The organism is Pseudomonas sp. S35 (assembly GCF_009866765.1).
GTDB lineage: Bacteria > Pseudomonadota > Gammaproteobacteria > Pseudomonadales > Pseudomonadaceae > Aquipseudomonas.
Genome location: NZ_CP019431.1, coordinates 2,669,254 through 2,681,980 on the forward strand (window position 1 = coordinate 2,669,254; position 12,727 = coordinate 2,681,980).

The following is a 12,727-nucleotide window of genomic DNA, read 5'->3' on the forward strand; positions in this document are numbered from 1 at the left end:
TCACACAGGTGAACGAAATGGCCAAGACCTACAGCTACGCCGCTCGGGACTCCAAGGATGCGCTCAAGCCCTTTACCTTCGAGCGCCGTGCGCCAGGGGCGGACGATGTACAGATCGACATCCTGTATTGCGGCGTGTGCCACTCCGACCTGCACACCGCGCGTAACGAGTGGAACAACACCCTGTACCCGTCGGTACCCGGCCATGAAATCGTCGGCCGCGTGACGGCGGTGGGCGCCAACGTGAAAAAATTCAAGGTCGGCGACCTGGCCGGTGTCGGCTGCATGGTCGACAGCTGCCAGCACTGCCCTTCCTGCGCCGAGGGTGAGGAACAGTATTGCGAGAACGGTTTTACCGGCACCTACAACGGCCCGGTGTTCGGCGGCGAAAACACCTTCGGCGGCTACTCGGACAGCATCGTGGTCAAGGAAAAGTTCGTGCTGCGCATCTCCCACGACGATGCCAACCTGGCCGCTGTGGCGCCGTTGCTGTGCGCGGGCATCACCACCTATTCGCCGCTGCATCACTGGAAAGTCGGCCCCGGCAAGAAAGTCGGCGTGGTCGGCCTCGGTGGCCTGGGCCATATGGCCGTGAAGATCGCCCACGCGATGGGCGCCGAAGTCACGCTGTTCACCACCTCACCCAACAAACGCGAAGACGGCCTGCGCCTGGGCGCTGACCATGTGGTGGTATCGAAGAACCCCGACGAAATGGCCAAGGTCGCCAACAGCCTGGACTTCATCCTCAACACCGTCGCCGCACCGCACAACCTGGACATGTTCCTCAACCTGCTCAAGCGCGACGGCACGATGACCCTGGTCGGCGCTCCGGACAGCCCGCACCCCTCGCCAGCGGTATTCGGCCTGATCTTCAAGCGCCGCAGCCTGGCCGGTTCGTTGATCGGCGGCATTCAGGAGACCCAGGACATGCTGGACTTCTGTGCCAGGCACGGGATTGTCTCGGATGTGGAAGTGATCGATATCCAGGGCATCAACGCGGCGTATGAGCGGATGCTCAAGGGCGATGTGAAGTACCGTTTCGTGATCGATATGGACAGCTTGAAAAAGGAAAGCCACGCGGCCTGAAAACCCCAACCCACCGAATAATCAAATGTGGGAGGGGGCCTGTTCCCGAGAGCGGTAGATCAGTCAAAGAGGTTTTGACTGGAACACCGCCATCGGGAGCAAGCCCCCTCCCACATTTTTTGCTTCAGCGGTGTGCCTGGACCGGGCTCACGGCCGTTGCGGCTTGACCGACGTCCCAAAGGTATTGCCCATGCGCACGCTGGTGGCGGCCGGGGTGGACAAACCCACTGCGTTCGGCGGTCGCTTCTCGATAGAAAGAGTCTGCGCCTCACGGTTTTTCTTCGCCGCCTTGGCAGCGTTCGTGTCATTGCCCATGTGTTGGCCGAGGCAACCGTAGTCAGGCGCCTTGTACCCATCCACCGTGACCTCGGTGCAGCCGCCGGGTGTATTGTCGGCGTGGGCGAGCACGGGCAGAGCGGTGCACAGCAACAGGCTGGCGAGGGTTGGGAGCAGCTTCATCATGGCCTCCTGGCAGGCCCGAGGGAGTGGGCCGGTAAGGCTTGAGAGTCTAGTGCAGCGGGCTTCTCGTCACCGTGATGTTTTTTTTGCTATCACCGTAACATCAGATTCATAAACGGGCCTCAGGATGACGGTTTTCTAGGGCGCGTCGGCCGTGCAGCGATGCAGAGCAGGGGGTGAACAGGGGGCCTGGAGGCGCGCCGTATGCGCCCTGGTCTTGCTGTTGCTGCTGGTCGGCGGGCGCGCCGCGCAGGCAGAGGGATCGTTGTTGCTGTTGAACCTGCCGGCGCAAGACTTGGAACATGCCCTGCAAGCCTTCAGCCGGGCCACGGGAATGGCCGTGCTGGTGGACCGCGAACTGACGCGGGGCCGGCGCTCCATCGGGGTGCGCGGGCGCTTCACGGCGCAGGAGGCTCTGGCGATGTTGCTGACAGGGAGTGGCCTGATGGCACGTTACGCACGCAGCGATGCGTTTACCTTGCAGTTGCCCGAGGTCAGCCAACCGCCCCCGGCCCGGGGTGCTGCGGCCCGCAGTGCGGCGCGCATCAACAACAGCTACGCCACGGCCTTGCAACAGGCCATCGAAACCAGCCTGTGCCGGTCGGCTCTCACGCGCCCCGGCAGCTTTCGTGCGCTGGTGCAGGTGTGGGTCAACCGCGAAGGGGTGATCGAGCACAGTCGGCTGGTCAGCTCCACCGGCGACGAACAACGCGATGAAGCACTGGTACGCGGCCTGGGAACTGCACGGGTGGAACGCCCTGCACCGAGTTCCCTGCGTCAGCCGGTGACTTTACTTTTGATGCCTGACACAACAGGAACACGCATGGAATGCACAGCCAAAAAGGGAGCCGCGGGCGGATGAAAAGTACCGGGCACAGTACGATGGTCAGCTTGTTCCTGGCTTCCTACGAAGACTTCAAGGTGCGTTTGCGCAAGCGCCTGGGCTCTGAGGACCTGGCCAACGATGTCCTGCACGAAACCTACTTGCGCGTGGACCGCATGGAAGTCCCGCCGAACCTGGCGCAGCCCAATGCCTACCTGTACCGCATGGCCTTGAACATCGCCGCCGACCGCCGCCAGGCCGACGCCCGCTTGCTCACCGGCAGCGAAGTGGAGGCGTTGCTGCAAAGCGCCGACGAAGCCCAAGACCCATCACGGGTGGTGGGCGGCCAGAAAGAAATCCAATCTCTGGTCAAGGCGCTGTACGAACTGCCTTCACGTCGGCGCAAGATCCTTATCGCCGCGCGCCTGGAAGAAGCGCCGCACCTGGAAATTTCCCAGCGTTTCGGCATTTCCACGCGCATGGTCGAGAAGGAAATCAAGGCCGCCCTGGGCCACTGCGCCAAGCGCCTGGAAAGAAAAGTGATCCAGCGGTTCGGTCCCGGGGCCGGAAAACCGTCTTAGTGTTGAGTCCCTGAAAAATCCGTGAGTATGTGTGCGCTTGAACATTTTTAGCCTCTGCATCGCCCGGCAAAACGCCGCCAGCCCCTTGCACGACGAAGCCCGCGACTGGCTGGTCTTGTTGATCTCGGGCCGCGCCACCGTGGCCGATGCCAAGGCCCTCAAAGCCTGGTGCGCCCAGAGCCCGGAGCATGCCCAGGCGTTTGAGCAGGCCAAGGAAATGTGGCAGCAATTGGCACCCGCGCTTGAGCAAACATCTGCGCCGCGCCAGTTGGGGCGTCGTGCATTTCTTGGTGCTGCGATTGCCGCATCGGCGGCGGTGGTAATGGTGCGCGTCGGTGTGCCGGGCGGTTTTTCCGGGCTGACGGCGGACTATCGCACCGAGGTGGGCGAACAGCGCCAAGTGCTGCTGAGTGACGGCGTGAGCCTGGAGCTCAACACGCAGACGCGCATCAGCCGCGTGGGCCAGGGGATAGAATTGCTCGAAGGTGAGGTTGAGGTCGTCGCCCATATTGCGCAGCCGCTCAAGGTCTGGGCCGGGGAGGGTTGGGTGAGTGCGGCGCAGGCGCGCTTCAATGTGCGGCATACCGATCACAGGGTGTGTGTCACCTGTATCGAAGGGTCGCTGTCGGTGGACGTTGGCGGCAACAGTGTGAGCTTGGGCAGTGGCCGGCAACTGAGCTATGGCGCTGCCGGGGTCGGTGCCGTGACCACGGTGGATACGCAGGCGGTCGTGGCCTGGCGTGAACAGGTGCTGGTGTTCGATAACGCCACGCTGGCGACGGTGGTGGATGAGATCAACCGCTATCGGCCGGGGATGCTGGTGCTGCTCAATAAAGAACTGGGACGGCGGCGGGTACAGGCGCGGTTTAGTCTGCAGCAGTTGGCCGGTGTGGCGCTGTTGATTCGGGATGCGTATGGGGCCAAGTGTACGGAGTTGCCTGGGGGCGTCGTTTTGTTGAGTTAGGCCAGGTCTCTTCTCCAGTGGATGCTGAATTTATGGCAAATATCAGCTAGATGGAGACTGTCAGAAATTTTGTGTTCGGGCATAACATGTAGCTAGAGGTGCATCTATGCCGACCAAAAAGAAGCCCGCCCATGCAGCAGCGAGGGAGTTACCCTCGATTCCCCAAGAGCTGATCGAGCAGTTTGTTAAAGGCCCGATGAGCGCCGAAGCCATTCAAGACGCGTCCATGGCGTTCAAGAAGGCTCTGATCGAGCGCGCGCTAGGTGCCGAGCTGGGTCACCACCTTGGTTATCCTCAGGGCGCGGAGCGCCCTGAGGAGTCGACCAATCAGCGCAATGGCAAGAGTGGCAAAACGGTTCTTACCGACGATGGGCCGCTTCGCCTGGATATCCCCAGAGACCGCGATGGTAGCTTCGCCCCGATCCTGATTCCCAAGCACGAACGCCGTTTTACAGGCTTCGACGACAAGATAATTGCCATGTACGCCCGGGGTATGACGGTGCGTGAGATCCGCGCTTTTCTGTCTGAGCAGTATGGAACTGACGTGTCCCATGACTTCATCAGCTCAGTCACCGATGCCGTAATGGAAGAAGTCGGCTCTTGGCAGCAGCGCCCCCTGGAGCCTATGTACCCGGTCATCTTCTTTGATGCGCTACGGGTCAAAATCCGGGACGAGGGGTTAGTGCGCAACAAGGCCATTTATCTGGCGCTGGGCGTATTACCCGATGGCACACGTGACATTCTGGGGATCTGGATTGAGAGCACCGAGGGCGCCAAGTTTTGGATGAAGGTCTTCAACGACCTCAAAACGCGTGGGGTAGAAGATGTTCTAATCGCCGTCACGGATGGCCTTAAAGGGATACCGGAGGCTTTGGGAGCGGTTTTTCCTGCCACGACGCTGCAAACCTGCATCGTGCATCTGATCCGCAACAGCTTGGACTATGCCGCTTGGGATAAACGTCGGGCATTGGCCAAAGCCCTCAAGCCGATCTACCAGGCGATCAATGCCGACGTGGCCGAGCAAGAGCTCAACGCCTTTGAAGCGGGGCCTTGGGGTAAGCAGTATCCGACTGTAGTTGCTGCATGGCGTCGCGCCTGGGATCGGGTTATACCGTTTTTTGTATTCCCGGCGGGTATCCGAAAAGTGGTCTATACGACCAATGCCATCGAAAGCATCAACGCTCAGCTACGAAAGATTATTAAAACCCGTGGGCACTTCCCGACCGACGATGCGGCAACGAAGCTGATCTGGCTGGGACTACGAAATATCACGGCTAACTGGGGGCACCCGGCGCATGATTGGAAAGTGGCAATGAATCAGTTTGCGATTCTTTACGGAGACCGATTTACCAGACCGAGCTGGTAAAACAACGGCCTGCCTGACGGCAGGCCCTAACCAGCCCGAACACAAAAAAACTGATACTCCCGCTAGATGTCAGTCTGCATCGGCTCTTGCTCTCAGTCACGCCCCGCCCGCAAAGGCCCCAGCACCTGCCGATACCGCTCCACGCCCTGCGCCGTCTGCCTGACCAACCGGATCTCCAACCCCAGCGGATCCGCCTGTCGATTCCCACTCAACTGCCGCCAGCCCTTGTCTGCCTCCCACACCCGCACCTGCAAATCGCTGACCCCGGTCAACACCACCACCCCATCCTTGGCCGCCGGCAACGGAAACCGATTACGTGCCGGCGCGGCTGCGCGGTACAGGCTGTCGCCCTTGAGCCACCAGCGCACCCGCTGCAACCCATCGCCCGCGACGGGGGCGCTGCGGATCACGTCCAACTGAAACCCTTTACTGTCGGAGCTGCGAACGGAAACGCCCGCCAACCCATCGGCGTCGTCTTTCGGCGCAGTCAGTTCCACACTGGCCCTGAGGCTGATATCCCGTTGCAGCTGGTTCAGCACTCGCAACATGGCCTCAGTCTGTTCCGTGCTCGCCTGCAGGTGATGATCGGCGCGGGTTACGCTGTCGAGGCCGCGCCAGGCGATCAGGCTGACCACCGCCATCAGCATGATCGCGACCATCACTTCGATCAGGGTGAAGCCCTTCTGCGATGGGTTCATGGCGGGCTCACCACGCGCATCAAACCGGCGGCGTCCCGTTGCAGGCTGAGGCTGTGTTGCCCGTCGGACAGCACCACGCGCACGGGTGGGTTGATCCACTCGGCATCGAGTACCAGGGTTTGCCGGGGTTCGAGGTTGATGTGCATCGGCGTGCTCTCCCATAGGCGTGGGCGCAATTGGGCGTCGCCCTTGAACACCCCCATGCCCATCCCGTCATCACTGCGACGGTTGAAGCGAAACCCCTTGGCATCGGCGCGCCAGGTAATCGGGCGGCCGTCGGCGCGGGCTTCGGCCTGGGCCACTTGCAGCAGTTGGCTCAGGCGCTCGGCGTCCTTGCGCAGCAGGTGCAACGGGTCGGGCTTGATGCTCAGGCTGATGGCGGCACTGGCGATGCCGATGATCACCAGTACCACCATCAGCTCAATCAGGGTGAAGCCTTGTTGTTTCATGGCTCGGTTCCAAACACAGCACACTGAAATAAAAACGTGCGAATTGAGCTGTAGGCTGAAGGACCGGACAAACAGGAGGTCCTTCCCATGGCTTTTTCCCTGCGTTTCTCAGCGGCCCACGGCGTGCAGATCGGCGCACTGCTGGCCGCCGTGGCCGGCGTGCTGGTGTGGACGCCGCTGCTGCTCACCTGGGCCGAATCCCACACGCCCCAGGCCACCCCGCAGGCACTGGCGGCGCGCAGCGATAACCCGGCGCTGCAATGGTTTTCCAATGCACCGACGGCGTTGCAGGTCAAGGTCACTGGCGTGCTTGCCGGCGCGCGCGGTGCGGTGGCGATCCTCAGCCTCAACGATGGCCCGCCGCGCAGCTTTCTATTGGGTGAGCGCCTCAGCCCCGGCGTGCGGTTGACGGCCATCGAAGGCGACGGCGTGGAGATCGAGCGCGGCGGCGAAAAGCTGCGGGTCAACCTCGACAAGCTGCCGGATGCACCCGCATTGCAGCGGCTCACTCGGCCATGACCTGGGTGGCCAGGCGCGCCAGGGGCGGCGCGTCGCGGCTGGCGTCCAGCACCTGCACCGAGACCTGAAACAGCGGGCCATCGGCGCTGACGGTTTGCTCGCACCGCAGCTTCAAGCGGCCCTGGTCACACTCGAAGGTCTGCTTGCCGCTGCGCAGACGCCCCTCCAGGCGCACCTGTGCCAGGCGACTTTGTGCCGCCAGCAACGCCATCGACTTGTCTCGCAGCAGCCCATTGCTCTGGGTCATCAACCCGGCCACGCGCACGGCGGCGGCCATCGCCACGGCGATGATCGCCAGCGCCACCAGCACTTCAATCAGGGTAAAACCTTGCTCGTTGCGATGGCCGTACATGGCGCTCTCAAAGCCCGGAAACAGGCCCGCAGACTAGCGCCGCGAGTTGACCGATTGGCGACCGAACCTCCCGAGGATTTTCAATACGACTGACATGTGTTCTTGCAACACTGCGCCACGAAATGCACTCACCCAAGGAATGTCGAGATGGATATCGCGCGCCTAACGTCCCCATTGCCAGGCCCTCGCGGCCAGCGTGGCTTCACCCTGATCGAGATTATGGTGGTGGTGGTCATCCTCGGGATCCTGGCCGCGATGGTGGTGCCCAAGGTGCTCGACCGGCCGGACCAGGCGCGGGCCACGGCGGCCAGGCAGGACATCGGCGGCTTGATGCAGGCGCTGAAACTCTACCGCCTCGATCATGGCACCTACCCGAACATGAACCAGGGCCTGAAAGTGCTGGTGGAGCGCCCGGCGGATGCCAAGAACACTACCTGGCGCGCCTACCTCGACCGCCTGCCCAACGACCCGTGGGGTCACGCTTATCACTACCTCAACCCGGGCGCCAACGGTGAAGTCGATGTGTTCTCCCTCGGCGCCGATGGCCAGCCCGACGGCGATGGCGTGAATGCCGATATCGGCTCCTGGCAGTTGTAAGGCGCGCCATGAAACGGTATTCGCCCCCAGCGGCGAAGCAGCGCGGCATGGCGATTATCAGCGCATTGCTGATCGCCGCCGTGGTGGCCGTGATCGCCGGTGCCATGCTGACGCGCCAGACCGTGTTCACCCGCAGCCTGGAGGCCGAGCAGATGCGTGTGCAAGGCCAGTGGCTGTTGCAGGGTGGCCTGGAACGCAGCCGGCAGATGCTGTGGGAGGCGCGCCAGAAAGACGTGCTGACGCGTCTCGACCAGCCGTGGGCACGCGCCCAGGGCGGTGCGTTTGAGGGCCGGGTTGAAGACGAACAGGGCAAGTTCAACCTGCGTAATCTGGTCAATCGCCAGCGGGTGGATGCCGAGCAAGTGCAGAGCTTTGAACGTCTGTGCGGCCTGATCGGCGTCGACCCGGCGGTAAGCCGGCGGATCAGCCAGCGCGTGATCGCGTCCTACGAGCAACTCGACACGCCCGCCAAATACCCGATGCTGCGCAGCCTTGAGGACTTGAGCGGTATCGAAGGCCTCGACCCCGAGTTGTTGCAGCGCCTGCAAACGTACATCAGCGTGCTGCCCGACATCACCTGGGTCAACGGCAACACCGCCCGCGCCGAAGTGCTCAGCGCCGTGGTGCCACAGTTGAGCCTGTCCCAGGCTCAGGCGCTGGTGGCCGAGCGTGACGGCGGGCACTGGTTTATCAACCGAGGGGATTTCGTCAACCGTCTGCACTTGCCACAGGTCGCGGTGGATACGGTGCAAGTGGGCATCACCAGCGAGTGGTTTCGCCTGCAAGGCCAGGCGCGGCAGGACCAGCGCCGGGTGACGCTGGATGCGCTGCTGCACCGCCCGGAAAGCCGCCGGCCGCAAGTGATCTGGTCGCGGGTGGGCGTATGAAGCGCTTGCGCATTGCCTTGCCGCCGCTGGCCGAGCTGAGCCTGGACAGCCAGGTGGCGTTTGCCTGGCTGGAGCGTGGTGCGGTGGTGTCCGACGGTCATGCAAACCTGGCCCAGCTGGGCAAGAACCGCCACGCGGTGGACTGTTTCCTGCACCCGCGCGACAGCCTGCTGACCAGCCTGGACCTGCCGCCATTACCGGCCGCCAAAACCGCCGCCGCCGTGGCCTGCGCGGCGCAGGCGTTGATCCTCGGCCCGGTGGAACAGATGCAGGTGGCTCACGGTCCGCGTGAAAGCGATGGCCGCGTGCAAGTGGGCTGGGTACCCAAGGCCGGGCTGGAACGCCTCGGGCAGCTCCTGGCACAGACGCAACTCCAGCTGCGCGGTGTGTATGCGGCGCCCTATGCCTTGCCCGTGGGCGCTGCGGCACTGGACGCAGGCTATTGGTTGACGCGCGACAGCCTGCAACAAGCGGCGGTGCACCCGCTGGGGTTGCAGGCCCTCGATGTGCCGCTGGTGGACGCGGCGCAGCGTTGGGCCGGTGCCGTGCCCAGTTGGGGCTTGCACGCGCGTTTGCGCCAAGCGTCCAAGGGTGGCTGGGGCAGGGCGCTGGCCTGTGTCGCGCTGGCTGCGAGTGTCTGGACGGTCGGCCTCAACCTGTATGCCGCCCGCCAGGCGGATGAAGGCCTGCGGCTCAAGGCGTTGATGAGCCAGCAGGTACGCCAGGCATTTCCTGAACTGCCGGTGGTGCTCAACCCGTTGCAGCAGGCTCGCCAGCAACTGACGGCACGCCAGACCGGCGCCACCGCCGATCCTGGTCAGCGCTTTCCCAGCCTGCTGCAACTGGCGGGCAGCAACCTGCCGTTCATGGTGGGCAGCGTCGACACCCTGACCTTCGAACAAGGACGCTTGCACGTGGCGTTGCTGGCCGACAGCCGCAGCCCGGCCGCCGAGGGCGACTGGCAGGCCGTGTTGGCCCAGGCCGGGTTTGCCGCCACACGGGACGACCACGGCTGGAGCATTGCCCCGGCGCCGGTTGCCGAAACAGCGGGAGCCAGTGATGAATAAATGGCACCGCGTACGCGACCAGACCCAGGTGTTCTGGAACGGCCTGGCCCTGCGCGAAAAACGCATGCTGGTCGGTGTCGGCCTAGTGCTGGCGAGCCTGTTGACCTGGCTGATACTGGTCCAGCCCGCGCTCAAGAAGATCGACTATTGGCAAACCGAAACCCCCAAGCTGCGCGCCCAGGCCGCCGCCTTGCAGGTGCTGTTGCAGGACGTCGCAGCGCCTCGGCTGGCCGACGAAGCCGCGCTGCGCCAGGCCTTGGACAGCGCCGGTCTGCAAGGGCATTACCAAGTGCAGGCGCTGGACTCTGGCGGTTGGCGCCTGACCTTCGACAAGGCTCCGGCGGACGCGGTGGTGGGCTGGTTGCTGGGCAATCCCCGTTCGTTTTCTCTGGAGGTGTCCGAGGCGCGTTTGCAACGTGCCCCGGACGCCGTCGACACCTCGGCCGGCACTGTGTCCGGGACCGTTCGCATGGATCAGGCGCTTGGCGCTAAGGAAGCTTCATGAAGTGGTCAGTCCCCCCTTTTCGTATGGCCGCGCCACTGCTGTTGCTGGCGCTCAGTGCGTGCAGCACCCAGGAGGCGCCCAAGCCGTTGCTGGTGGACAGTGAACTCGGCCAGCCATTGGCCGACACTCGCCGCAGCGGTGAGTCTGTGCTGGACCGCCAGCGCGAGCCGCTCTCCAAGCCGGCTGTACAGCACCGGGTGACCAGCAGCGTCCGTGGCCAAGCCCCGGCGACCATCAAGGCGCGCAACCCGCTGGGCGACCAGCCGGTGCAGCTCAACTTTGTCGACGCCGATATCCAGGCGGTGGTGCGCGCACTGTCGCGCGCCACAGGCCAGCAATTTCTGGTGGACCCGCGTGTGAAGGGCAACCTGACCCTGGTCAGCGAAGGCCAGGTGCCCGCGCATCAGGCCTACGACATGCTGCTGGCCGCGTTGCGCATGCAGGGCTTTAGCGTGGTGGATGTGGGTGGCGTGGCCCAAGTGGTGCCGGAGGCCGATGCCAAGTTGCTCGGCGGGCCGATCTACAGCGCTGGCAGCAGTGGCATGCAGACCCGCACCTTTCGCCTGCAATACGAAAACGCGGTGAACCTGATCCCGGTGCTGCGCCCCATCGTGTCGCCGAACAACCCGATCAACGCCTACCCCGGCAACAACAGCATCGTCATCACCGACTATGCGGAGAACCTGGCGCGGGTTGCCCAGATCATCAGTGGTATCGACACCTCCAGCGCCATTGACACCGACGTGGTGCAGATCCAGAACGGCATCGCGGTCGACATCGCCGCGATGGTCGCCGAACTGCTGGACACCCAGGGCGCCGACCAGACCCAGAAGATCAATGTGATCGGCGACCCGCGTTCCAACTCGATCATCATTCGCTCCGGCAGCCCTGAACGCACCGAGCTGGCGCGCAACCTGATCTACAAGCTCGACAACGCCCAGAGCAACCCCAGCAACATGCACGTGGTGTACCTGCGCAACGCCCAGGCGGGCAAGCTGGCCCAGTCGCTGCGCGGTTTGTTGACGGGCGAGAGCGACTCGGGCGTCAGCGATGAGGCGCGCAGCAAGCTCAGCGCCATGGGCGGCAATGGCCAGAACACCGCGCAGGCCAGCAACGCGCAGAACAGCAGCGGCACGCCCACGGGCAGTGGTGTGCAATCGGGCTATGGCCAGGACCCACAATCTACCGGTGGCAAGGCCAAGGACCAGGACACCGCGTTCAGCGCCGGCGGCGTGACCATCCAGGCCGACGCCACCACCAACACCCTGCTGATTTCCGCGCCGGACCCGCTGTACCGCAACCTGCGTGAAGTGATCGACATGCTCGATCAGCGGCGCGCCCAGGTGGTGATCGAAAGCCTGATCGTGGAAGTGAATGAAGACGACGCCACGGAGTTTGGCGTGCAATGGCAGGCTGGCAACCTGGCGGGCAACGGTGCGTTCGGTGGGGTCAACCTCGGTGGCAGCGGCCTCGTGACTACCGGCAAGACCAGCATTGATGTACTGCCCAAGGGCTTGAACATCGGCCTGGTCAACGGCACCGTGGATATCCCGGGGATCGGCAAGGTGCTCGACCTCAAGGTGCTGGCCCGCGCGCTCAAGAGCAAGGGCGGTACCAACGTGCTGTCCACGCCGAACCTGCTGACCCTGGACAACGAAGCGGCGAGTATTTTCGTCGGGCAGACCATTCCGTTTGTCACCGGCAGCTATGTCACCGGCGGGGGTGGCACCAGCAACAACCCGTTCCAGACGGTGCAGCGTGAAGAAGTGGGGCTCAAGTTGAACGTGCGGCCGCAGATTTCCGAGGGCGGGACGGTGAAGCTGGATATCTACCAGGAAGTCAGCAGCGTGGACTCACGGGCGTCGGTGGAGGCGGGCACGGTGACCAACAAACGCGCGATCGATACCAGCATTTTGCTGGATGACGGGCAGATCATGGTGCTTGGCGGTTTGCTGCAGGACGGCTACAGCCAGAGCAATGACGCCGTGCCGTGGCTGTCGAGTATTCCGGGGTTGGGAGCGTTGTTCCGCAATGAGAAACGCAGTGTGAACAAGACCAACCTGATGGTGTTCTTGCGGCCCTACATCATTCGCGACAGTGGGGCGGGGCGGGCGATTACGTTGAATCGCTATGACTATATGCGCCGGGCTCAAGGTGGGTTGCAGCCGGAGCACAGTTGGGCGATGCCGGACGTGCAGGCGCCGCAACTGCCTTCGGTGGAGAAGGCGATTCCGGGGGGGCAGCAGCCGGGGCCGAGGGCGGTGATTCGGGCGGTGCCGGTAGGTACACGGCCATGAATCCAAATGAAGATCTGAATGTGGGAGGGGGCCTGCCCCCGATGAGCATGGGTATCTACACAACTTCCAGTGAATACG

Annotated in this window: 15 protein-coding genes; 11 read left to right on the forward strand and 4 right to left on the reverse strand. The window is 63.5% G+C overall.

All coding sequences use genetic code 11. The annotated features are described in order from the left end of the window. Positions 1–17: 17 nt before the first annotated feature. Positions 18–1,085 (forward strand): NAD(P)-dependent alcohol dehydrogenase, encoded by a 1,068-nt coding sequence (locus tag PspS35_RS12135; protein ID WP_159934735.1) that lies wholly within the window; start codon positions 18–20, stop codon positions 1,083–1,085. Between the two features lie 147 nt (positions 1,086–1,232). Here PspS35_RS12135 and PspS35_RS12140 read toward each other — a convergent pair whose 3' ends face one another. Continuing rightward, positions 1,233–1,544, reverse strand: coding sequence for a hypothetical protein (locus PspS35_RS12140; RefSeq protein ID WP_159934737.1), 312 nt, complete (start codon positions 1,542–1,544; stop codon positions 1,233–1,235). A 217-nt stretch (positions 1,545–1,761) separates the two neighbouring features. On the opposite strand from PspS35_RS12140, the gene PspS35_RS12145 reads away from it, so the two are divergent. From PspS35_RS12145 to PspS35_RS12160, 4 genes are all read left to right on the forward strand, one after another. Next, on the forward strand, positions 1,762–2,406 hold the full coding sequence (locus PspS35_RS12145; protein WP_159934739.1) for a secretin and TonB N-terminal domain-containing protein: 645 nt from the start codon (positions 1,762–1,764) through the stop codon (positions 2,404–2,406). After that, positions 2,403–2,948, forward strand: a complete 546-nt coding sequence (locus tag PspS35_RS12150) for an RNA polymerase sigma factor (protein ID WP_159934741.1) — start codon at positions 2,403–2,405, stop codon at positions 2,946–2,948. Before PspS35_RS12145 ends, PspS35_RS12150 begins: the two co-directional genes overlap by 4 nt. A gap of 37 nt (positions 2,949–2,985) precedes the next feature. Then, the gene (locus PspS35_RS12155; protein ID WP_159934743.1) at positions 2,986–3,912 is read left to right on the forward strand and encodes a DUF4880 domain-containing protein; all 927 of its coding nucleotides are present in this window, start codon (positions 2,986–2,988) and stop codon (positions 3,910–3,912) included. A gap of 106 nt (positions 3,913–4,018) precedes the next feature. Next, positions 4,019–5,278, forward strand: a complete 1,260-nt coding sequence (locus PspS35_RS12160) for an IS256-like element ISPsy17 family transposase (protein ID WP_159934745.1) — start codon at positions 4,019–4,021, stop codon at positions 5,276–5,278. A 92-nt stretch (positions 5,279–5,370) separates the two neighbouring features. Here the strand turns inward: PspS35_RS12160 and PspS35_RS12165 are convergent, their stop codons facing one another. Together PspS35_RS12165 and gspH are read right to left on the reverse strand one after the other, a co-directional pair. After that, positions 5,371–5,976, reverse strand: coding sequence for a prepilin-type N-terminal cleavage/methylation domain-containing protein (locus PspS35_RS12165; protein ID WP_159934747.1), 606 nt, complete (start codon positions 5,974–5,976; stop codon positions 5,371–5,373). Continuing rightward, positions 5,973–6,425 (reverse strand): type II secretion system minor pseudopilin GspH, encoded by a 453-nt coding sequence (gene gspH, locus PspS35_RS12170; RefSeq protein ID WP_159934749.1) that lies wholly within the window; start codon positions 6,423–6,425, stop codon positions 5,973–5,975. The genes PspS35_RS12165 and gspH overlap by 4 nt, the downstream gene beginning before the upstream one ends. A gap of 87 nt (positions 6,426–6,512) precedes the next feature. Between gspH and PspS35_RS12175 the strand changes: the two genes are divergently transcribed. Beyond that, positions 6,513–6,944, forward strand: coding sequence for a type II secretion system protein N (locus tag PspS35_RS12175; RefSeq protein WP_159934751.1), 432 nt, complete (start codon positions 6,513–6,515; stop codon positions 6,942–6,944). Here PspS35_RS12175 and gspI read toward each other — a convergent pair. Continuing rightward, positions 6,931–7,296 (reverse strand): type II secretion system minor pseudopilin GspI, encoded by a 366-nt coding sequence (gene gspI / locus PspS35_RS12180; protein WP_159934753.1) that lies wholly within the window; start codon positions 7,294–7,296, stop codon positions 6,931–6,933. The two genes, PspS35_RS12175 and gspI, sit on opposite strands and share 14 nt — an antisense overlap. Before the next feature lie 147 nt (positions 7,297–7,443). Here gspI and gspG point away from each other — a divergent pair, with 147 nt between their 5' ends. Genes gspG through gspD form a run of 5 tightly spaced genes read left to right on the forward strand, consistent with a single transcriptional unit; the run spans position 7,444 to position 12,649 of the window. Further along, on the forward strand, positions 7,444–7,893 hold the full coding sequence (gene gspG, locus PspS35_RS12185) for a type II secretion system major pseudopilin GspG (RefSeq protein WP_159934755.1): 450 nt from the start codon (positions 7,444–7,446) through the stop codon (positions 7,891–7,893). A gap of 8 nt (positions 7,894–7,901) precedes the next feature. Further along, on the forward strand, positions 7,902–8,780 hold the full coding sequence (gene gspK / locus PspS35_RS12190) for a type II secretion system minor pseudopilin GspK (protein WP_159934757.1): 879 nt from the start codon (positions 7,902–7,904) through the stop codon (positions 8,778–8,780). After that, positions 8,777–9,847, forward strand: coding sequence for a type II secretion system protein GspL (gene gspL / locus PspS35_RS12195; RefSeq protein ID WP_159934759.1), 1,071 nt, complete (start codon positions 8,777–8,779; stop codon positions 9,845–9,847). Before gspK ends, gspL begins: the two co-directional genes overlap by 4 nt. Beyond that, positions 9,840–10,352, forward strand: coding sequence for a type II secretion system protein GspM (gspM, locus tag PspS35_RS12200; RefSeq protein WP_159934761.1), 513 nt, complete (start codon positions 9,840–9,842; stop codon positions 10,350–10,352). The genes gspL and gspM overlap by 8 nt, the downstream gene beginning before the upstream one ends. Further along, positions 10,349–12,649, forward strand: coding sequence for a type II secretion system secretin GspD (gspD, locus tag PspS35_RS12205; RefSeq protein ID WP_159934763.1), 2,301 nt, complete (start codon positions 10,349–10,351; stop codon positions 12,647–12,649). Before gspM ends, gspD begins: the two co-directional genes overlap by 4 nt. Positions 12,650–12,727: the final 78 nt, after the last annotated feature.

Excerpts from the sequence above, each read along its gene's own strand:
- PspS35_RS12165 (WP_159934747.1), bottom strand. The coding sequence starts at position 5,976 with ATGAACCCATCGCAGAAGGGCTTCACCCTGATCGAAGTGATGGTCGCG.
- PspS35_RS12135 (WP_159934735.1), top strand. The coding sequence starts at position 18 with ATGGCCAAGACCTACAGCTACGCCGCTCGGGACTCCAAGGATGCGCTC.
- gspM (WP_159934761.1), top strand. The coding sequence starts at position 9,840 with ATGAATAAATGGCACCGCGTACGCGACCAGACCCAGGTGTTCTGGAAC.
- gspG (WP_159934755.1), top strand. The coding sequence starts at position 7,444 with ATGGATATCGCGCGCCTAACGTCCCCATTGCCAGGCCCTCGCGGCCAG.
- gspH (WP_159934749.1), bottom strand. The coding sequence starts at position 6,425 with ATGAAACAACAAGGCTTCACCCTGATTGAGCTGATGGTGGTACTGGTG.
- gspL (WP_159934759.1), top strand. The coding sequence starts at position 8,777 with ATGAAGCGCTTGCGCATTGCCTTGCCGCCGCTGGCCGAGCTGAGCCTG.
- PspS35_RS12160 (WP_159934745.1), top strand. The coding sequence starts at position 4,019 with ATGCCGACCAAAAAGAAGCCCGCCCATGCAGCAGCGAGGGAGTTACCC.
- PspS35_RS12175 (WP_159934751.1), top strand. The coding sequence starts at position 6,513 with ATGGCTTTTTCCCTGCGTTTCTCAGCGGCCCACGGCGTGCAGATCGGC.
- PspS35_RS12140 (WP_159934737.1), bottom strand. The coding sequence starts at position 1,544 with ATGAAGCTGCTCCCAACCCTCGCCAGCCTGTTGCTGTGCACCGCTCTG.
- gspI (WP_159934753.1), bottom strand. The coding sequence starts at position 7,296 with ATGTACGGCCATCGCAACGAGCAAGGTTTTACCCTGATTGAAGTGCTG.
- PspS35_RS12150 (WP_159934741.1), top strand. The coding sequence starts at position 2,403 with ATGAAAAGTACCGGGCACAGTACGATGGTCAGCTTGTTCCTGGCTTCC.
- gspD (WP_159934763.1), top strand. The coding sequence starts at position 10,349 with ATGAAGTGGTCAGTCCCCCCTTTTCGTATGGCCGCGCCACTGCTGTTG.
- gspK (WP_159934757.1), top strand. The coding sequence starts at position 7,902 with ATGAAACGGTATTCGCCCCCAGCGGCGAAGCAGCGCGGCATGGCGATT.